General features: G+C 60.4%; 21 protein-coding genes. 13 read left to right on the forward strand and 8 right to left on the reverse strand.

What is annotated here, in order from left to right:
* The first annotated feature begins 1 nt into the window (after position 1).
* Genes JKA62_RS13910 through JKA62_RS13935 form a run of 6 tightly spaced genes read left to right on the forward strand, consistent with a single transcriptional unit; the run spans position 2 to position 5,548 of the window.
* Entirely contained in the window at positions 2–706 is a 705-nt protein-coding gene (locus JKA62_RS13910; protein WP_011333919.1) for an energy transducer TonB family protein, read from the forward strand.
* Positions 707–745: 39 nt separating this feature from the next.
* Positions 746–2,443, forward strand: a complete 1,698-nt coding sequence (locus JKA62_RS13915) for a putative porin (protein ID WP_011333920.1) — start codon at positions 746–748, stop codon at positions 2,441–2,443.
* 17 nt (positions 2,444–2,460) lie between these two features.
* A complete protein-coding gene (locus JKA62_RS13920; RefSeq protein ID WP_201818287.1) occupies positions 2,461–3,090 on the forward strand; it encodes a DNA repair protein in 630 nt (209 codons plus the stop codon).
* A gap of 29 nt (positions 3,091–3,119) precedes the next feature.
* Positions 3,120–3,587, forward strand: coding sequence for a YbjN domain-containing protein (locus JKA62_RS13925; RefSeq protein WP_201818290.1), 468 nt, complete (start codon positions 3,120–3,122; stop codon positions 3,585–3,587).
* Complete coding sequence (locus tag JKA62_RS13930; protein ID WP_041475253.1) at positions 3,584–4,531, forward strand: peptidylprolyl isomerase; 948 nt, start codon at positions 3,584–3,586, stop codon at positions 4,529–4,531. Before JKA62_RS13925 ends, JKA62_RS13930 begins: the two co-directional genes overlap by 4 nt.
* Before the next feature lie 39 nt (positions 4,532–4,570).
* A complete protein-coding gene (locus tag JKA62_RS13935; protein ID WP_011333924.1) occupies positions 4,571–5,548 on the forward strand; it encodes a LysR family transcriptional regulator in 978 nt (325 codons plus the stop codon).
* Between the two features lie 155 nt (positions 5,549–5,703).
* Here JKA62_RS13935 and JKA62_RS13940 read toward each other — a convergent pair whose 3' ends face one another.
* Entirely contained in the window at positions 5,704–6,075 is a 372-nt protein-coding gene (locus JKA62_RS13940) for a DUF6124 family protein (protein WP_039772362.1), read from the reverse strand.
* A gap of 387 nt (positions 6,076–6,462) precedes the next feature.
* Between JKA62_RS13940 and JKA62_RS13945 the strand changes: the two genes are divergently transcribed.
* The gene (locus JKA62_RS13945) at positions 6,463–6,978 is read left to right on the forward strand and encodes a GNAT family N-acetyltransferase (protein ID WP_011333925.1); all 516 of its coding nucleotides are present in this window, start codon (positions 6,463–6,465) and stop codon (positions 6,976–6,978) included.
* Here JKA62_RS13945 and JKA62_RS13950 read toward each other — a convergent pair.
* Positions 6,968–7,924 carry a halovibrin HvnC gene (locus JKA62_RS13950; protein WP_236676532.1) on the reverse strand — a complete coding sequence of 319 codons (957 nt, stop codon included), beginning with the start codon at positions 7,922–7,924 and terminating at the stop codon, positions 6,968–6,970. The genes JKA62_RS13945 and JKA62_RS13950 overlap by 11 nt on opposite strands.
* A 17-nt stretch (positions 7,925–7,941) precedes the next feature.
* Complete coding sequence (locus JKA62_RS13955; protein WP_011333927.1) at positions 7,942–8,367, reverse strand: DUF2599 domain-containing protein; 426 nt, start codon at positions 8,365–8,367, stop codon at positions 7,942–7,944.
* 461 nt (positions 8,368–8,828) lie between these two features.
* Here JKA62_RS13955 and JKA62_RS13960 point away from each other — a divergent pair, with 461 nt between their 5' ends.
* Positions 8,829–9,320, forward strand: coding sequence for a hypothetical protein (locus tag JKA62_RS13960; protein ID WP_011333929.1), 492 nt, complete (start codon positions 8,829–8,831; stop codon positions 9,318–9,320).
* 249 nt (positions 9,321–9,569) lie between these two features.
* Here JKA62_RS13960 and JKA62_RS13965 read toward each other — a convergent pair whose 3' ends face one another.
* Positions 9,570–9,791 (reverse strand): hypothetical protein, encoded by a 222-nt coding sequence (locus JKA62_RS13965; RefSeq protein ID WP_011333930.1) that lies wholly within the window; start codon positions 9,789–9,791, stop codon positions 9,570–9,572.
* Positions 9,792–9,806: 15 nt separating this feature from the next.
* Positions 9,807–11,234 carry a cytochrome-c oxidase, cbb3-type subunit I gene (ccoN, locus tag JKA62_RS13970; RefSeq protein WP_201818293.1) on the reverse strand — a complete coding sequence of 476 codons (1,428 nt, stop codon included), beginning with the start codon at positions 11,232–11,234 and terminating at the stop codon, positions 9,807–9,809.
* Positions 11,235–11,563: 329 nt separating this feature from the next.
* Here ccoN and JKA62_RS13975 point away from each other — a divergent pair, with 329 nt between their 5' ends.
* From JKA62_RS13975 to JKA62_RS13990, 4 genes are all read left to right on the forward strand, one after another.
* A complete protein-coding gene (locus JKA62_RS13975; protein WP_201818295.1) occupies positions 11,564–13,237 on the forward strand; it encodes a nitrite/sulfite reductase in 1,674 nt (557 codons plus the stop codon).
* The gene (locus tag JKA62_RS13980; RefSeq protein ID WP_201818298.1) at positions 13,234–13,713 is read left to right on the forward strand and encodes a DUF934 domain-containing protein; all 480 of its coding nucleotides are present in this window, start codon (positions 13,234–13,236) and stop codon (positions 13,711–13,713) included. Before JKA62_RS13975 ends, JKA62_RS13980 begins: the two co-directional genes overlap by 4 nt.
* 129 nt (positions 13,714–13,842) lie before the next feature.
* Positions 13,843–14,817: a hypothetical protein gene (locus JKA62_RS13985; protein ID WP_011333934.1), complete on the forward strand. Its 975-nt coding sequence runs from the start codon at positions 13,843–13,845 to the stop codon at positions 14,815–14,817.
* Positions 14,818–14,973: 156 nt separating this feature from the next.
* The gene (locus JKA62_RS13990) at positions 14,974–15,645 is read left to right on the forward strand and encodes a DUF3313 domain-containing protein (RefSeq protein ID WP_011333935.1); all 672 of its coding nucleotides are present in this window, start codon (positions 14,974–14,976) and stop codon (positions 15,643–15,645) included.
* Positions 15,646–15,691: 46 nt separating this feature from the next.
* On the opposite strand, the gene JKA62_RS13995 is transcribed toward JKA62_RS13990, so the two are convergent.
* The 3 genes from JKA62_RS13995 to JKA62_RS14005 all read right to left on the reverse strand — a co-directional run bounded on the left by JKA62_RS13995 (position 15,692) and on the right by JKA62_RS14005 (position 18,905).
* Entirely contained in the window at positions 15,692–16,687 is a 996-nt protein-coding gene (locus JKA62_RS13995) for a DUF3829 domain-containing protein (RefSeq protein WP_011333936.1), read from the reverse strand.
* On the reverse strand, positions 16,684–18,330 hold the full coding sequence (locus JKA62_RS14000; RefSeq protein ID WP_011333937.1) for a J domain-containing protein: 1,647 nt from the start codon (positions 18,328–18,330) through the stop codon (positions 16,684–16,686). Before JKA62_RS14000 ends, JKA62_RS13995 begins: the two co-directional genes overlap by 4 nt.
* A 149-nt stretch (positions 18,331–18,479) precedes the next feature.
* Positions 18,480–18,905: a YciI family protein gene (locus JKA62_RS14005; RefSeq protein ID WP_011333938.1), complete on the reverse strand. Its 426-nt coding sequence runs from the start codon at positions 18,903–18,905 to the stop codon at positions 18,480–18,482.
* 272 nt (positions 18,906–19,177) lie between these two features.
* On the opposite strand from JKA62_RS14005, the gene tpx reads away from it, so the two are divergent.
* Complete coding sequence (tpx, locus tag JKA62_RS14010; protein WP_011333939.1) at positions 19,178–19,678, forward strand: thiol peroxidase; 501 nt, start codon at positions 19,178–19,180, stop codon at positions 19,676–19,678.
* The last annotated feature ends 153 nt before the right edge of the window (positions 19,679–19,831 follow it).

Genomic DNA, 19,831 nt, shown 5'->3' on the forward strand with positions numbered 1-19,831 from the left:
GATGACTGCACAACTGCCAATCGAGCCTTTGCCGGTGAAGAAGTCGCCACTGCGTTACGTGAAGTGGGGCGCCGGGCTGCTGCTGGGTGCCGTCGCGGCATTCCTGTTGTGGCAGTGGGCCAACGACATGAGCGGCATCCGCCGGGAAGCGCCGAAGGTGCCGACGATCATTCCGTTGCCGCCACCGCCACCTCCGCCGCCGGAAAAACCGCCGGAGCCGGAAACCCCGGTGGAAGAAAAAATCGTCGAGCCCGAGCCGACGCCCGAGCCGCAGGAAGTGAAACCCGAGGAAGAGGCGCCGCCATCGCCGGCGGACGATCTGGCCAACCCGATGCAAATCGACGGCGACGCCCAGAGCGGCAGCGACGCGTTCAACATCGGCGCGGGCAAGGGCGGCGGCATGGCCGGATCCGGCGGTGGGCGACTGGGCAACGGCACCTATAGCCAGTTCCTCGCGTTCACTTTCCAGAAGCTGCTGCGCGAGAACCCCGATCTGCGCAACCTCGCGTTTTCGCTGCAGGCCGATGTGTGGCTGAGCAGCGTCGGCGAGATCACCCGGGTCGAGCTGATCAAGTCCAGCGGCAACCCCGAAATCGATACGCAAGTGCTCGCCGCGCTGCGCAATGCGCCGGCGTTAAGCGAACGGCCACCGGCCTCCATCACCTTGCCTGTGCGCATGTCCCTGCAAGGGCGGCGTCCGGGTTAACCGAATTCATAAAGCTGTATGAAAAGGAGTTGTGTGCAGATGATTTCCAACGTGAATCGATTGTCCCTGGCGGTCGGCATGGTCATCGCGACCCTGGTCGGTCAGGCCGCGGCAGCGCCTGCGCCCTCGGAGAACGCCACGATCAATCTGATCCGCTTGCTGGTCGAGCAGGGCATTCTGAAACAGGACAAGGCCGACGCACTGATCGCCCAGGCCCAGAACGAAGCGGCCCAGGCCAAGCAGGCTGCGGCGTCCACCGCTGTGGCCGCCGGGCCGGTCGCCGCACCGGGCGATGTGCGGGTGCAATACGTGCCGGCGGCGGTGCGCGACCAGATCCGCGATCAGGTCAAGGCTGAAGTCATGGCCACCGCCAAGCAGGAAAACTGGGCCGCGCCCAACACCTTCCCGGACTGGGCGTCGCGCATCAGCTTCGACGGCGACATCCGTCTGCGTGACGAATCACGCTACTACTCGGGCAGCAACAGCAACGAAATCGTCGACTTCGCCAAACTCAACAACAACGGCCCGTACGACGTGAACCCCAACAGCAGCACCGCGTTGCCGCCGTTGCTCAACACCCGCGAAGACCGCGAAAACCTGTTCCGCCTGCGCGCCCGCCTGGGCATGAAAGCGGAGATTTCGCCGCAATGGACCGCCGGCATCCGCATCGGCACCGGCTCGGACAACAACCCGGTGTCGACCACCCAGAACCTCGGCGGCGGTTTCTCGAAAAAGGACATCTGGCTCGATCAGGGTTACCTGACCTGGAAGCCGTCGGAGGAGCTGACGCTGACCGGTGGCCGCTTCGCCAACCCGTTCATGTCCACCGACATGCTGTATTCCAACGACCTGAACTTCGACGGCGTGGCGGCGATTTTCGACCACAAGCTCAGCCGCGACTGGGGCGTGTTCGGCACCGTCGGCGCGTTCCCGGTGGACTACACCAACGACACCACCACCAGCAACGGCTTCGACAAGGAAGAAAGCGATAACAAATGGCTGTACGGCGCGCAGATCGGCGCCAAATGGGCGATCAACAGCAACAACCGCTTGAAAGGCGCGCTGGCCTATTACCGTTTCGACGACATCGAAGGTCAGCGTTCCAGCCCCTGCGAACCGTGGGCCGGCGCGCCGGGCTGCGACAGCGACGGCACCCGCGCAGCATTCATGCAGAAGGGCAACAGCGTGTTCCTGCTGCGTGACATCACGCCGAACCCGCTCAACCCGACCACCACGCCGCAACCGCAATTCGTTGGCCTGGCGTCCGAATTCAACCTGTTGGACCTCAACGTGGTGTGGGACGCCGACCTGCCGGAAGACTTCAAACTGCGCAGCCAGGGCAACTACATCCACAACCTCGGTTACGACGAAGGCGACATGCGCAAGCGTTCGGCCGGACAACTGGTCAACAACCTCGACAGCAACGGCAACATCGAAAGCGGCGCCAATGCGTGGATGGTCCAGTTCACCCTCGGCAACGCGCTGGAGCTGAAGAAGCAGGGCGACTGGAACCTGTTCGCCGGCTACAAGTACATCCAGCCGGATGCCTTGCCGGACGGCTTCAACGATTCGTCGTTCCACCTCGGCGGCACCAACGCCAAGGGTTACTTTCTGGGGGGCAATTACGGTCTTGCGAAGAACGTCTACGCCACCGGCCGCTGGCTGAGTTCGGAGGCGGTGTATGGCGCGCCGTTCGACATCGACGTCATGCAGCTTGAGATCAACACGCGCTTCTAAGGCGCCGGGAGAGGGTTATGAAAATCCGCTGTTTATGGCTTGGGCTCGGCATGTTGATCGCCACCGGGGCGAGCGCCGAAGGCATGGAGGAACGCCTGCGCACCCAGTTGCGCAGCACCACCCAGCAACTGCAAACCCTGCAAAGCCAGCAGGCCCAGGCCAGCGCCGCGCAACTGGCGGCGCAGAACGAAGCCAAGGCTGCGCAGGCACAAATCAAGCAATTGACCGCCGAACTGGCCAAGGCCAAAGGCCTCGCCGAGCAACTGGCCGGGCAGCAGCAAGCCCTGCACAGCCAGGCCCAGGCGCAAGTCGCGGCCAGCAACGAGCAGACCGGCAAATACAAGAAAGCCTATGACGAGTTGTTGGTCATGGCCCGTGCCAAAGAGGCAGAACGGTCTAAGCTTCAAGCGCAATTGACTGAACGTGACACACAAGTGCAGCAATGTTCGGTCAAGAATCAGCAGATGTACGGCGTGGCCAAGCAGATTCTCACCGCCTACGAAAACATCGATGTGGCCGAGGTGATGAAAATCCGCCAGCCCTTCGCCGGCAGTGCCCGGGTCAAGTTCGATGAACTGGCTCAGGGCTTTGGCGACGAACTGTACAAGACTCAATTCGATGCGCCGCAAGCTGCGATCGCGCACTGATTAAAAGACTCATGGACAAGGAAGAAGTAATGACTCAATTGATCTCCCACGTATCTCCGCAATCCCTGACCGACGTTCTGCAAGCCGCCGGTTACCGCGTCAACCAGACCGAACAGAACGGCATCGTCCAGTTGCTCAGCGCCAGCCAGGGCATCGGTTATGCCGTGCGTTTCGGCAACCCGGCGGTGGCGGAGCAGGGCAGCTACGTCGACTTCACCTTCAGCTGCGCCTTGCGCGTGCAGGGCGAGTTGCCGGCCGGTGTGGCCGAGCAGTGGAACGCAACCCGCCGGTTTGCCCGGTTGTCGTTGCAGGGCGAATTTCTGGTGATGGAAATGGACGTGGTGGTGGCCGCTGGCGTGAGCAGCGATTACCTGCGCGGCAACCTGGAGCTGTGGGATCGCCTGCTTCAGGAATTCATCGTGTACCTGCGTGATTTCACCCAGAACGCTGCTGCCGCTCAGGCACCAAAAATTGAGCAAGAGGAAGTCGCGCTGTGACAAAACCTGCCATGGTAATCAGCGCCGCTGCGGTGGCGCTGTTGGTGGTGGCCGTGGCGCTGGTGGTGCGGCCGGGCAATGACCCGGTCGCCGCCCAGCAACCGGCGCCGGTCATTGCGGCGAACAGTGGGCCTGCGGTGGCGCGGTTGGGCAATCAGCAGGTTTCACCGGAGGAGTTGCAGGCGTTGCTGGCGGCTGTTCCACCGCAAACCCGCGAGCAACTGCGCGGTAATCGTGAGGCGCTGGAGCGCTGGATTCGTTCACGCCTGGCTGAAAAAGCCGTGTTGGAGCAGGCCGACGCCCAGGGTTGGGCGCAGCGTCCGGACGTGGTTCGGCAAACCCGTGCCGCCACCGAACAGATCGTGTTCCGCGACTATTTGCAGTCGGTGAGCCAAGTGCCGGCCGATTATCCGAGCGCTGCAGAGTTGCAGCAGGCGTATGACGCGGGCAAGGCCAATTGGCAGACGCCGGCGCTGTATCGGGTCAGTCAGATTTTCCTCGGGGTCAACGAACCACAGAATCTTGAGGCGGTGCGCAAGCAGGCGACGGAGTTGAGCAAGAAAGCCCAGGCAACCTCGGCGGACTTTGCAGGCCTGGCCAAAGAGTTTTCCCAGGATCGGCTCACCGCTGAGCGCGGCGGCGACACCGGCCTGCAACCGTTGCAGCAACTGGTGCCGGAAGTGCGTGGTGTCGTGGCGCGGCTCAAGGTTGGCGCGGTTTCCGATCCCGTTCAAAGCAGCGGCGGCTTCCACGTGATCAAACTCACTGAGCAACAACCGGCCCGCACCGCGACCCTCGACGAATTGCGTGACCAACTGACCCAGGCCTTGCGGGCACAGCGTCAGGAACAGATCGCCCAGGCCTATCTGGACGGCATGCTCAACACCGCAACGCTGAGTATCGACGGGGCCGAGCTCAATAAGGTGCTGGAGACCAAACCCTAAGCGCGGCACACCAAAACAAAGATCGACAGGGAGTCATCGATGTCATTCACCGAACCCGCAGCACGACCGAGCAGCGCCGATTTCCGCTGGCCCCGGGACAAGGAAGAATCCTGGCTGGCGCAAGCGGCGACCCTCGACGGCGACGTCGCGCAATATTTTCTGGTCAGCGCCCGTTGCGGCTGCTTCATGCAAGCCGCCCGCAGCCTCAACGTGCGCTCGACCCTGCTGCGCAAACAACTGGCGCAACTCGAACAGCAACTGCAATGTGCGCTGTTCAGCTTTCAGGGCAGCGCCTTGAGCCTGACCCGTGAAGGCCAGCAATTGCAGGCGCAACTGATCGCCCTGGCTCACGAGCGCAAACTCCCGGTGATCGAGCAACCCCTGATAAGGCTGGCCGTCGCCGAATCGATCCTGCATGACATCCTCGGACGCGACCTCATCGCACTGTTGCGCCGCAACGCCAGCGTGCGCCTCGAGATCATCGCCCTCGACAGCGAACTGGCCCTGCGCGCCGTCAGCGCCGACATCGTGCTGTGGCTCGCCCACGGCGATACCCCGCACCCCGGCCCGACCTTCGCCACCAGCGAACCGCAACGCCTCGCGCAACTGGAATACCAGCCACACATTGCCAAGCGTTACTCCCGCGTGACTGCACGCCCGGAAAGCCCCGACGACCTCGCCGATTTCATGCTGGTGCAATGGCAGCATGACCGGCAGATCGACAGCTTTCGACCGTGGAATGAACTGGTCGCACAGCGGTTGGCCGGGGTAGTGCAGATGCAGTCTTATGAACTGATGCTGGAGATGATCCGGTGCAGCGCGTGTATTGGTTTGCTGCCGATGTACATGAGCCGGTTTGATCGCGGGTTGGTGGCGTTGCCGGGGTTGTTTGACGAGGCGATGCGGTTGCAGGCCTGGTTGGCGGTGAACAGTGAATCGCAGGAGGCTGGCGAGGTGCGGACGTTGGTTGAGTTGATTCAACGCACTTTCAATGAGCGGCAGGAGTGGTTCGAGTAATTTTTCTTAGATCGTTCCCACGTCGAAAGCGTCCGCGTGGGAATGCCTCAAGGGACGCTCCGCGTTCCAGCTCCGGGAGGGACGCGGAGCGTCCCGGGCTGCATTCCCACGCGGACGGTTCGACGCCTCGACGTGGGAACGATCAGGCGATCAGGCTATAGCGGAGCCTCGGCCTTCAACTCCAGATTATCCAGCGCCCGATTTACCGCCAGTTCACCCAGCATGATCAGTTGCGCAATGCCCAGCAGCACATGCCGATGCGAGCCGTCCACCAGCCCGGCGAAGTCGGTGGCCATGGTTTTGGCCGAAGTCAGGGTTTCGCAGGCGTCGGCCAGCAGTTCTTCGCTGTCGATGCCGGGAGCGATGAGGTAGCGGGTGTTGGGTTTGAGCAGGGGTTTTCTGGGGAGTAGAGGATTGAAGTAGTGATCGAGGGCGCGTTCGGCGGCTTCGTGGAAGGTCTTTGAATCGAGGGATTCGTAGGGCGAGGTGGTGTCGGTTTCGGGTGGGTTGGGTGTTGGTTTGATCATGGTGAAGCTCCTTGAGAAATGGAGCCGTCATCCACCGCTGCTAAACGAATGGGGTGGCGGCTGTACGCGGGTTAGCAGACCAGGCTCAAGGATCCCGGCGCACCGAAGTGCCCCACGCAAGCCGCCATAAAACAGAAATGGCGAAACCAGCGTGCCTTGAGAATTGCCGAGCTGCTAAACCCGATCGCTGATTCATCAGCGACCCGGAAACGATAGAGCCCGCCCTCAAGGCGCACAAGCCGGCGGATTCTGGCGGATGCGTAGGCAATGGCGCAAGCCGTTGTGGCTTGCCGGACGTTTCGGTCAACGGCTTTAAACAGTCATGGCGAATCCGTGAAGAAGCGGTTTACAGTGACCGGCCACGCACTGATCCAGGAGGGATCTTTCATGCCTGAGCACAACCCCGCCATTCACCTCGAACGCTTCAGCGAGTCCCACGTCGAAAGCGTCACCGCGCTTTACAACGACCCGGCCGTGACCCGGCAGGTGCTGCAGATGCCGTTTCAGTCTGCCGAGATCTGGCGCCAGCGGCTGATGCCCGAAAACGAACGGATGGTGAAACTGGTGGCGCTGCATCAAGGTGCGGTGATCGGGCATCTCGGGCTGGAGGCTTTTTCGCGAATTCGCCGTAGCCACGCCGGCAGTGTCGGCATGGCTGTTGCGGTGGCGTGGCAGGGCAAGGGTGTGGGTTCGAAGCTGTTGTCGGCGGCGCTGGACGTCGCCGACAACTGGATGAACCTGCACCGGGTCGAGCTTTCGGTGTATGCCGATAACGAGGCGGCCATCGGTCTTTACCGCAAGTTCGGCTTCGAGACTGAAGGCCTGTTCCGGGATTACGCCGTGCGTGACGGGCAATGGGTCGACACCCTGAGCATGGCGCGGCTGCGTCGGGTTACGGCTTGACCAGTTGGTCCGCATCGACGTACTGGAACGTTGCCTCGGTGGCAGGTGTGGCCGGCGGAAACAGGCGGATCACTGGCACCCAGATCTTCGGGTTTGTGGAGTCGTAAAAATCCTTTTGATTGCCCTGTGCTTCGGCAAGACCAGTATTGGTGCCGCCGGCCACGAAAAAGAACGCCATGAGCGGGAGTGTGTTTTGCAGGTTCTGTGGCCAGGTCTTGATCACGATTTCATTCTGCTCGGAGAAATGCGCGGGCATCTGGCTCAGCATTCCCCTTGCTCGTACAGATTGATAGAAGGGCACTCCCGCCGGTTTGCCGGTGGCTTCGGAAACGTCAAATCCGCATTGTCGAATGTGATGACTGTCGGGTGAGGTGTCCCATACGTTTTTCCATTGTTCGGCGGTGGAAACCCCGGCACTCTGGCAGCGCTGGCTTGTTGCGGGAAACGAGGCATGAGCACCGCAGGGTGTCGTCCGGTTCCAGGTCCAGCCATCAATCGGGAAGGAGCACAGTACATCAAGGTCGATCTTGTCGATGGGAGCGCCAAAGATGGGGTACAGCATGAAGCCGTTGCCTTTTCCCCATGCCAGGCGGCCGAATTTTGAGTCGGCCCTGAGATAGGAAAACGAAACACCGCCGTTTTTCACTGAGGTCGGGCTTGGGTTCCAGACATGGTGCGTGTCGCCGGGGTTCTTGTCAGTGACTCGAAAGATGATCCCGGAACAAAGAAAAGCAGGTCGATTGTTGTTTTGATCGCAGTTCGGAAATTTACGGTTGTAGAGCGTGTTCAACAACTCGATCACCTTAGGTCCGCTCATTTCGGCGTGAGGGTTGTTGCTCACGACCGGCAACGGTGGATTGGTGTCGACTTGAGTACAACCCAGAAGCGTTGCAAACAAAATCCCAAGGAAGATGTTTTTTGTATTCATTGCGCCCTTACTGTTCATGGCCCCGTTGCCTGCGCTCAGGGCGCGTCTTCAAGTAACGGCGTTTCGTGGTTACAGCCTTCTGCCACTGTTTTTGAAAGTCCAACGTCAGGGCGCCAGGGCTCCAGGTACCACTCAGGTTTGTTCCGGGCAACCATCAGATGACAGATCAACTGGTGGCGCAGGCCATGAGTGTTTGTCCAGTAACGGCTGTTGGAATAATCACGGGTGAGTTCATCCCATAAATAGGCCGTGCCTTCCGGTGGCGTTTGTCTGGCGCAGTCGGTCGGCTTGATGGAAAGTGCCCACTCGTAGTTCCGGTAGATCCATTGCGCGCTCGCGATGTAACTCTTACAGCGCTCCACTTTCTGGATGTAGCTGTCTGCGTTTGCGAGCTCGGATGCGCGCACGTCGTCCGGCGGAGTTGCCGCTTGCGCGCAAACAGCCGGCAGAGTCATCAACATTGCGCCAATTATTCTGTGCATGATGTGTACTCAGGTTTTTTACAGGCAAGTTGTGGAATTGTTGTGGCCAACAATGGTGTCCTTAAAAGGGTAAGTCTCAAAAACCAGGGAAAGATGATTTGATCTCCACTGTGCTTGTTGAAGAGAAACCAGAGTCCTTTCGACGCCTCGGTCGCAGTGGGGCCGATCCGGGTGACCTGCACTTTGATTTCATTGGGGCCATTCATTTCAGAACTCCAGAGTTCCATGTCGTGCAACTTGAAAAACGACTGCACTTATCAAAGCTCATGGAGTGGACGCTGCCTACTGTCAGATCTGACAGGTGAATACCGAAAAAAGCAGCCGTTCGTCGTATTTCATGAAGAGTCGTCGGTCAACTCGTCCGAGCTTGGTCGTACGTCCTGAGGCTGAACCTGCCATGATCGTCCTTCGCGGTATCGCTACTCTACGAGGGCAATCAGATGGACGACGTACAGCAACTGGGCGAGATGCTTCGCCACTATGCCGACAGCGAAGCGCACAAGAAGCAATTGTTCGAGACGCAGTCAGCGACCTGGGCCACCCGGATTACCGAGTTGTTCGGACAGATTCAGCAATGGCTGGAACCGGTGCAGGCGCCGGGTTTGCTGGAGGTCAGTCGCGAGGCTTATGTGGCGTTCGGGCCGAGCATTCCGGTTGAGACCTCAACCTTCAAGACTGAAAAATTGAGCATCGTGATTGCCGGCAAACCGGTGGAGTTTGTGCCGGACGTGATGGGCAGTGGCGGGCAGATTTCGCTGGCGGTGATGGGGTTGACGGCGGCGCGGTACGGGAGTGTTTCGTTGGTGGGGCTGCCCGATGGTGATTGGCAGTGGCGCAAGACCAATGGGTTGAAGGATCCGGATACCTTTGCCTTCGATGCGAATTTTCTCGCGCAGCAGTTACAGAGTTTGATTCCGCGTGACCGCACCTAAGATCAAGAGCAACCCCCTCACCCCAGCCCTCTCCCCCAAGGGGGCGAGGGGGAAAGGGAGCAGATTTGTGTCGTTTTCAATATTGAGTTCGACGGAAAGGGAGCAGATCGGGGGCTTTTCAATTTTTGAGTTCGGCTCGATATTTCAGGTCGGCGTAACTCGAAAAAACAACCCGGTCAGTTCCCTCTCCCTATGGGCGGTCCGACGTTTCGGGAGGGCTAGGGTGAGGGGCCGCTCGGCTGACACACCTCACATCTCAAGATTGACCCACCCCGGCTTCGCCACCTCCGGCGCCACCGCTTTCACGGTTTTACCGGTAGCCATCTCAACTCGCCGCGCCACCTCCGGATCATCGGCAAACGGCGTCAGACTCGCCTCATCCAGGCTCTCGCTCGTCTCATGCCGCAAGCAATACTCCACCGCCAGCCACAGAAACACCACACCCAACACATTCAAGAAAATATCGAACATGACCGGCTCCCTGCCTCAGGCGATCTGCGCTTCACGGTGGGCGAGTGCAACGTCGGCAATCCGCACGGTGCGCCACACGTTATAGGCCATCAGCAACATACCGCTGAGGAAGAACACCCCGCCAGCAAACCGCACGACAAACCCCGGATGACTGGCCTGCAGCGCTTCAACGAACGAGTACGTCAGCGTGCCGTCCTCGTTGATCGCCCGCCACATCAGACCCTGAGTAATCCCGTTGACCCACATCGAAGCGATGTACAACACCGTGCCAATGGTCGCCAGCCAGAAGTGCAGGTTGATCAGCGGCGTGCTGTGCATCCGTTCGCGGCCAAAGACCTTGGGCACCATGTGATAGGTCGCGCCGAAGGTGATCATCGCCACCCAGCCGAGGGCACCGGCGTGAACGTGGCCGATGGTCCAGTCGGTGTAGTGGGAGAGGGCGTTGACGGTCTTGATCGCCATCATCGGGCCTTCGAACGTCGACATGCCGTAGAACGCCAGCGACAGGACGAGGAAGCGCAGGATCGGGTCAGTGCGCAATTTATGCCACGCGCCGGACAGGGTCATCATCCCGTTGATCATGCCGCCCCAGCTCGGCGCCAGCAGGATCAGCGACATCGCCATGCCCAGTGACTGCGCCCAGTCCGGCAGCGCGGTGTAGTGCAAATGGTGCGGGCCGGCCCAGATGTACAGGGTGATCAGCGCCCAGAAGTGCACGATCGACAACCGGTACGAGTACACCGGCCGATTCACTTGCTTGGGCACGAAGTAATACATCATCCCGAGGAACCCGGTGGTCAGGAAGAAACCCACCGCGTTGTGCCCGTACCACCACTGCACCATGGCGTCGGTGGCGCCGGAGTACACCGGATAAGACTTGAACCAGTCCACCGGGATCGACAGGTGATTGACCACGTGCAGCATGGCGATCACCAGAATGAACGCGCCGAAGAACCAGTTGCCGACGTAGATGTGCTTGGTTTTGCGCTGCACCACGGTGGTGAAGAACACGATGGCGTACGCGACCCAGACCACCGCCATCCAAACGGCGCCGGAGAATTCGATCTCGGCGTATTCCTTGGTGGTGGTGTAGCCCATCGGCAGGGTGACCAGCATGATCACGATCACCGATTGCCAGCCCCAGAAGGTGAAGGCGGCGAGCTTGTCCGAGTACAGCCGCACCTGGCAGGTACGCTGCACGGCGTAGTAACTGGCGGCGAATTGCGCGCTGCCGGCGAAACCGAAAATCACCAGGCTGGTGTGCAACGGTCGCAAGCGGCCGAAGGTGGTCCACGGCAAGTCCAGATTCATCTCCGGCCATACCAGTTGCGAGGCGATCCATACCCCCATCGCCATGCCCACGACACCCCAGAAAACAGTCGCGATGACGAATTGGCGGACGACCTTGTAGTTATAAGCCTGTCCGATTGTTGCTGTGCTCATGGTCAGTTCATCCACGGTTGCAAAGTCTTGCCAGGCCACCCGGTCTGGCACGAGCTGCACTGTAGAAACCCCACCGGAAACAAAACAGGCTCAGGAATTGTTCATTTATGCGGATCAGATCCAGGCGCTGCCTGCGGCCATCTGCCGCGCCCTGATACGGTTTTTATGCGTTCAGGTGAATCTGTTGTGCACTGCGCCGTTCGTCCATAGTCAGGGAAAATACTGTGGGAACGGGCGAACCCGAGATAGCGCCAGATGCGAACTGGCGCTATCTCGGGTTCGCCCGTTCCCACAGGAATTCATGTAATTCCTGATGAGGTAGTAGGCCGATGTATGAGTACGATGATTACGACCGGGCGCTGGTGTTCGAGCGCGTTGCGCAATTTCGCGATCAGGTCGAGCGCTTCATGGCCGGGGAGTTGAGCGAAGAGGAATTCCTGCCGTTGCGCCTGCAAAACGGCCTGTACATGCAAAAGCACGCGTACATGCTGCGGGTGGCCATTCCTTACGGCACGCTGAGTGCCGAGCAGATGCGCACACTGGCAAGCATCGCCCGGGACTACGACCGTGGTTACGGCCACTTCACCACCCGGCAGAACATGCAGTTCAACTGGATCGAGCTGCACGAGGTGCCGGACATTCTCGAGCGTCTGGCGCAGGTCAACATGCATGCGATCCAGACCTCGGGCAATTGCGTGCGCAACATCACCACCGAAGCCTTCGCCGGGGTCGCGGCGGACGAACTGATCGACCCGCGTCCGCTGGCGGAAATCCTGCGGCAATGGTCGACGATCAACCCGGAATTCCTGTTCCTGCCGCGCAAGTTCAAGATCGCCATCTGCTCGGCGAAGCAGGATCGCGCGGCGATCATGATGCACGACATCGGTCTCTACCTTTACCCCGGTCGTGACGGCCAGATGCTGCTGCGAGTGATCGTCGGCGGCGGTCTGGGGCGCACGCCGATTCTCGGTCTGCAAATTCGCGATGGCCTGCCGTGGCAACACTTGCTGTCCTACGTCGAGGCGGTGCTGCGGGTTTACAACCGCCACGGCCGACGCGACAACAAGTACAAGGCGCGGATCAAGATTCTGGTCAAGGCGCTGGGCATCGAAGCGTTCGCCAAGGAAGTCGAGGAGGAATGGCAACACCTCAAGGACGGCCCGGCGCAATTGACCGAGGATGAATACCAGCGCGTCGCCAGTGCCTTCGTGCCGCCGAGCTATCGCACATTGGCGGGCACCGATCTGGATTTCGGCACGCATCTGGCGGAGAACCCGGCGTTCGCCCGCTGGGTTGCGCGCAACGTTCAGCCGCACAAGGTGCCGGGCTACACCAGCGTGGTGCTGTCGACCAAACCGGGCCTGGCCGCGCCGCCGGGGGACGTGACTGATGCGCAGATGCAGGCCGTGGCCGACTGGTCCGAGCGTTTCGGCTTCGGCGAAATCCGCATCGCCCACGAGCAGAACATCGTCTTGCCGGACGTGCCCAAGTCCGAGCTGTTCGCGTTGTGGCAACTGGCGAAAGAGCAGGGGCTGGGCGCCGCCAACGTCGGTCTGCTGACCGACATCATTGCCTGCCCCGGCGGTGATTTCTGCGCGCTGGCCAACGCCAAATCGATCCCGATTGCCCAGGCGATTCAGGCGCGTTTCGACAACCTCGATTACCTGCACGATCTTGGGGACATCAGCCTGAACATCTCCGGCTGCATGAACGCCTGCGGCCATCACCACATCGGCAACATCGGGATTCTCGGCGTCGATAAAAACGGCAGCGAGTGGTACCAGATCACCCTCGGCGGCGCGCAGGGCAAAAACAGCGCACTGGGCAAGGTCATCGGCCCGTCGTTCAGCGCCGCCGAAGTGCCGCAGGTGATCGAGCGGATCATCGGCACCTTCGTCCGTTATCGCGAGGCCGAAGAACTGTTCGTCGATACCGTGGCGCGCATCGGACTGGAGCCGTTCAAGGAACGGGTCTACCCGAAAGCGCTGGAGGTGTCGGCATGAACAATCTGTTGCGCATTGAGGCGAGTGGGGCGCGGATCGTGCTCGATGATCCGTGGACGCTGATCCGCTCGCCCGAAACGGCTGACAGCACTGAAATGTTGATTCTGCCGCTGGCCCACTGGCTCGAATCACCCTCGACTCACGCGGTCTGGCTGGGCCCGGACGACGGCGTCGAAAGCCTGCTGCCATGGCTGACCTCGCTGCCCCTGATCGCCCTCGACTTCCCGAGCTTTCGCGACGGCCGCGCCTATAGTCAGGCCTATCTGCTGCGCAGTCGTTTCGGCTGGAAAGGCGAGTTGCGCGCCATCGGCGATGTGCTGCGCGACCAGCTCAGCCACATGCGCCAGTGCGGTTTCGACAGCTTCGCCGTACGCGAAGACAAATCCGCCGAGGATGCGCTCAAGGGCCTGGCGGGGATGAGCGTGTTGTACGGGCGCTCGGTGATCGAGCCGCGACCGTTGTTCCGGCGCCGGTGATGCAGGGGAAACCCTTAGAACCCTGATGAATCGGGGATTTTTCCTTGGGTCGATGGTGGCCTTTTGGTAGAGTCCCCGTCGCCAGCGGGTTTTCGGCTGGACGACGGAACGAAGAAGGGAGTCTGATCAGTGAGTCCGGGCAAAAAAATTCTGGGCATCACCGCGTTGCTGTTGATGGTGACGCTGTGGGCCGGTTACATCTATGTGTTCAAAGAAAACCGTGGCGGTCAGCTCGGCGGTGTCGGCGAAAGCACCGCGTGGTGCGGCACGCCGCCGAACACCGAAGCGGCGCTGCTGGGCAAGGATCAGCTGACCCTGCGCATCACCAACAACCTGCGCGGCGAGTTCATGCTCAGCGGCGCGGTAGTGGTCTCCGAACGCACCTTCAACCGCTATGACCTGGGCCGCAACGAACTGCGTCTGCGCCTGGAACCGTTGCAGTGGTCGTTCGGCGTCACGCCGATCTTCCTCGAACAGGTGAAAGTCCTGCCCCTGAGCCGCAACCTCGCCTCGACCGACAAGAGCGCCTTTGCCGAACTTGAATCGCGGCCGATCAGCGTCCAGGGCCGGGTCACCGAATTTCCTTTCGACACCTATCGCTACGGCTACAAGCCAGTCCTGTATTACCTCAAGGGCAGCGAGCGCATCGACCTGCGCTTCAAGAACATCACCACGCTGATGGAGATGTCCAACACCTTCACGCCGATCCAGAAATACAACCGCGCCGACTACATCAACGAGAAAAACTCGATGATCCGCGACGAGGACTACAAGGCCTACGGCCCCCACGAATGTGCATTCAGCGTCGAGCGCAAAGGCTCGTTCAAGGTCGTTGTGCTGTTGATGCTGCTGGTGCTGTGCCTGCCGTTGCTGCTGGTGTTCTACCGCGATGAACCGGGGATCGACTTCCTCGCCACGCTGGTGGGGATCGGGGTGGTGCGCACGGTGCTGGTGGGGCCGGTGCAGGATTTCCAGCTGTACAACATTGATTTTCTGTTCGGTGCGGCGATTCTGCTGGTGGGAACGGTGTCGCTGATCAAGGCGATGCGGGCCAACAGCCGGCGGGAGATGGCGTTGAGAAGTGGTGAGACTTCGAGCTGGTAGAAGAAAGCCTTGAGCACCCGTGATGGTCCGGACCTTTCAAAGGTCCGGACCCGACGTTGTGCAATGTTCGGGTTTCTGATCGCAAACGGCGCGAATTTAGCTATACCTGTAACTCCCCCGACGCAATAAATTCGGCCTTCCGACAGGAGTTACAGCATGAAGCTAGCCGTAATGATGAGCACCCTGTGCATTGCCACGCTGGGCGTGGTGGGTTGCTCCAGCAAAACCGTCGCACCCGACGAGTACTCAGGCTTCCTCAAGGACTACAGCCAACTCAGGGAGGCCAAATCCCCGTCGGGGGCCGAAGTGATGCGCTGGATCGACCCGAAAGTCGACATCGGCAAATTCACCAGCTTTTACGTCGAACCGACCCAGCTCTATCCCAAACCGCAACCCACCGTGAAGATTCCACAGCAGACCCTCAACGGCATCACCAGCTACTACGATCAGGCGCTCAAGCGTGAACTGGGCAAATCCCTGCCGCTGGCCTCAGGCCCCGGGCCGGGCGTGATTGTGGTGCGCGCGGCCATCACTGCCGTCAGCAGCAAGACCGAAGGCCTGCATGCTTATGAGGTGATTCCGGTGGCGTTGGTGGCGGCAGCGGTCAGCACCGCCAGCGGTATTCGCGATCAGGAAACCACGCTGGCGACCGAAGCGGTGTTCCTCGATGGCGGCACCAACAAGGTGGCGGCGCAGGTGGTGCGCAAGGGCACTGGCAAACCGCTGGAAAATGATTCGCAGGTGATGAAGGCCGATGACGTGAAAAGCGTGATCGATGGCTGGGCCTCGGATCTGCATCAGTCCTACCTCAAGCTCAAGGCCAAGTAAGGCTGGCTGCCGGATCGCTCATGGCGGGCGATCCGGCTGGCTGTCATCAGAACTCGGCTCTGGCTCGGCGGTTGTAGTAGCTGAGCAGTCCATCGTAGCGGCGGTTGATGGCGTAGAAATCATCACTCAGCCGTTTTGGCTCGGCGTGATTCCGCCAGTCCTTTTGCAGGGTATACAGCGCGTCGAGGTATTCGGTCCCGGGCTTGCCAATGTACAACCACAGGTCCCGCGCAGCATCGGTCTTGTTCTGGAAACCGCTCGTTTGCGAGCTCAGGAAGGGCTCCCGACGATTCCAGGCCTGTTGCAGCTTCGCGGTAGTGTCCGCCAGCAATTGCGGGGTCAGCGTGCGATTTTTCATGGCCGCTTCGAGCACATCGACAGTTTCCCGGGCCTGGATCATATAGGCCAGCAAATACCAATGAACGTCCCGGCCCTGGCGTGCTTCCAGCAGCCTGAGCTGTTCGGGCCGCTGCGCGGCGTCCAGCGGCAGGAGGGCTTGCCTGAGGCGTGTCGAGGCACTGGCGTAATCCTGCGAGACGCGCTCGATCATTGCCTTTTCTTCAGCGGACGGCTGTTGCGATGAGGAGATGAAGCTCGCTTCCCGGTAAAACCGTTGAGGCGGAAGCGTTGTCGTCACACGATTCAGCGCCAACGCATATTCATTGGCTACTTGCGCCAGCTCGGGTCGATAAGCCAGCAGTTCGAGTTTTTCGGTAAAACCTTGGGAGCAGACATCGCGCTGGATGTCTCGCACGTTGAGCGCGTCACTGTCCTCGAAATCGCTCAGGCTGGCGAACCATCGTTCATCGACCGGTGGACGTGGCTGGGGATGCTTGTAACGGTCGTAGGCCACTCGCCATTGCACGTCGATCCGGTTGATACAGGCAATCACCGGGCTCAGCGCATTGGCCTGGGCGGTGATCGGCGCATCGCGCCCGTCCAGCCAGAGATCGAGCTGCAGGAAAGGGCGGGTCGCGCCCGTCAGCCCCATGATCACCAGCGCGAAGAAGATCCCGACGCAAAACATCACTCTTGTCCTCATGGGCGGGCCTCCTTGCCGTACCACTGTTCGACGGTGGCCGGTGCGCTGCATTCGGCGGTGGTGGCCGGCAAGCGACTGCACAGGCGTTCGGTCCAGGGTTGCAGGCCCTGATTGCGATTGACCGTGCCTTGGCTGGCGACCACTTTGAATACGCCGAGCACGAGGGCCAGCACCAGAATTCCGAGGATCGTCACGCCGACCTTCATGGCCGGACGGCTCTCTTCCCAGGACACCCGGGGCCTGGACTGCCAGCGCCGCACCAGTCCGAAGGTCGCCAGTGTCGCGGCGTACACCACGCCGGCAATCGGGCCGAAAAACCAGCCGAGCCCGGCCACCATCAGCGCGCCGGGCAGGAAGTCGCGCAGCACGCCGAATGGCGGCGAGTCTTTGAGGAAGCGCGGGCAGAGGCCAGTGCTGAGCCGGTCATCCAGCCGCCATACACGATGGGCAACGTTGTGCACCAGCCAATTGAGCCCGGCCACAATCACGCCGAACACCACGGTCGAGATCATGACGATATTGATCAGCCCGCTGAGGCGAATGCCCAGCGGAATGTAATGGGTGAATGCACCGATCAGGCAGGCCAGCACCACGCCCACGTAGGTCGGCCAGTCATTGAAGCTCAGTTCCCAGTCGCGCCAGAAAAACGCTGTGCCGCCGGGCATCTGCGCGCAGATCTTGGGGTGATTGGCGTACAGCTCCGAACTCAACTTGCGGCATTGAGCCCAGTCGTCCTCGCGCAGGCGCCGGGCCAGCGCGCGGCGGGCGCTGAACGAGCCGGTGCCGAGCAGCAGGCGGGCGGCGCGGTGTTCGGAGGTGACGGCGGGCTCCGTAGCCAGTTGTTGCTGGTGAGCCAGGAAAAGCGGCGCATTTTGTCGAGCCAGCAGGCGTTGCCATTCGCCGTCAGGGCAGAGATTCCCCGTGCTGCCGTGCCAGCCTTGACCAGTGCGCACCCGTTCGAAAATCTCGGGAGACCAGACTGGCGCATCCAGCAGCAAATGGCTCAGGGCACGGTTGAACCATTGCCGATGTTGTTCAATCGTCAGCCAATTGAAATCGGCACAACGGGCGTAGGCCTGGAAAAATCCGTCGACGTCTTCCCGTTCGAGGGCATCGCGCATCGGTTGCGCAATGCGCGCGCGTTGCTGATCCAGCAACAGGTCAATCGATATCTCGTCCAGCTCCAGGCGTTGCCAGGCGCTGAACCAGAAGAAGGTCGGTATGGCCCAGTCCACCAGCGTCTGCGAAGTCTCAGGGTGTTCAATGCAATGATGCAGCACCGTGTCTTCGAAGAAATGCGCGCAACCCTGTTTGAGGGTGACGGCATGGCGATGATTCAGCTCTTCAACGCTGAGCCCGTCCAGCGAGCGGGTCGCCAGTTGCAGGGCATCGACCTCAACCACTGTCAGGCCACTCAGATCCCAGGATTCTTCAATGCCCGGATCCTGCGCTTGTTCTTCATCCTGCTCGTGATACTGCTGCCATTCCTTGTACGCCAGCGCCTGCTCATAGGCATCGCGCAGCCGCTGGAAGCCCTCGGGGTCATCGTCGGGGCGGGTTTGTTTGAGCAGGACGGCATATTGGCGTTTGATAGCGCGCACATCGGCGTCGGCCGACAGGCCAAGGACGGTCCAGCAACTCATTGCGATGACAACTCCATGAAAACCGCGACGCGATCCAGTGGTGGCATTGTGATGTTGCGCACCCTACCTGTTTCGCGTCGAAAAGTCCTCGTGTCTCGCTCAGTCGTCACCGGCCTTACGGAAAATGCTGACGTGCTCGATTCGGGGCTTCAGTGTTTTTTGGCTTGCTCGCGTATGCGTTCTTCCTGCTCACGCAGTTCCGGGGTGAACTCGGTGCCGAAATCTTCCGCGCTGAACACCTGGCGAATCTCGATTTCCGATTCAGTGCCCGGCATGGGATTCGGGCAGCGCTTGACCCATTCGATGGCCTCTTCTTTGGATTTCACGTCCCAGATCCAGTAACCGGCGATCAGCTCTTTGGTCTCGGCAAACGGGCCGTCGATCACGCTGCGGTTTTCGCCACTGAAGCGTACGCGGGCGCCTTTGCTGCTGGGATGCAGGCCGTCGGCAGAAACCAGGATGCCGGCCTTGGCCAGTTGTTCGTTGTAGTTACCCATGTCGGTCAGCAACTGTTCGCTGGGCATCACGCCGGCTTCGGAGTCGTGGCTGGCTTTGACAATGATCATGAAGCGCATGGTGTTTCTCCGCAGGTGAGTGAGGGATTCATGGCCTAGTCGAACGGCCGGGATCTGAATCGACAGGTCGTTAAAGAAAAGATGCAGACTCGCGTTTTAACAAGCATCACCCTCTTTTAGAGCGGGGATGTGTGGGGGTACTGGAGAATGTGTATCCAGTTTTGCGTGCCAGCACATGACAATTTCAGTCCAGGCATAGGTCGTCGGACAATTTCGTGGTTAACTTCCGCCTCTTGCATGCTTTCCCAACAACGTTAAGAAGGACTCCGTTCATGGCTCAAGTCACGCTCAAAGGCAACCCGGTTCAAGTCAACGGCCAACTGCCACAAGCCGGTTCCAAGGCGCCAGCCTTTTCCCTGGTAGCCGGCAATCTGTCCGACGTCACCCTGAAAGACTTCGCCGGCAAGCGCAAAGTGCTGAACATCTTCCCAAGCGTCGACACCCCGACCTGCGCCACTTCCGTGCGCAAGTTCAACGCCCAGGCCAACGACATCAGCAACACCGTGGTGCTGTGCATCTCGGCTGACCTGCCGTTCGCCCAGGCTCGCTTCTGCGGCGCCGAAGGCCTGGAAAACGTACAAAACCTGTCGACCCTGCGCGGCACCGAGTTCCTCGAGAACTACGGCGTGGCCATCGCTGACGGCCCGCTGAAAGGCCTGACCGCCCGTGCGGTGGTTGTTCTGGACGAAAACGACAACGTCCTGCACAGCGAACTGGTCAAGGAAATTGCAGAAGAGCCTAACTACGAAGCGGCACTGTCCGTTCTGAAATAAGCGCTTTTACAATTGTTAACGGCCTGGCCCTGTCCAGGCCGTTTTCATTTGTGTATCAGTGTTTTGCCTCACACCTTGAAACGTAAGTGGAAGGTAAATTGCCGGTAAAGCTGCTTTGCTAAATCCCCACCAGTGCTTATCGTTCAGCCTCCC

The organism is Pseudomonas sp. B7, from assembly GCF_016735645.1.
GTDB classification, from domain to species: domain Bacteria; phylum Pseudomonadota; class Gammaproteobacteria; order Pseudomonadales; family Pseudomonadaceae; genus Aquipseudomonas; species Aquipseudomonas glycinae.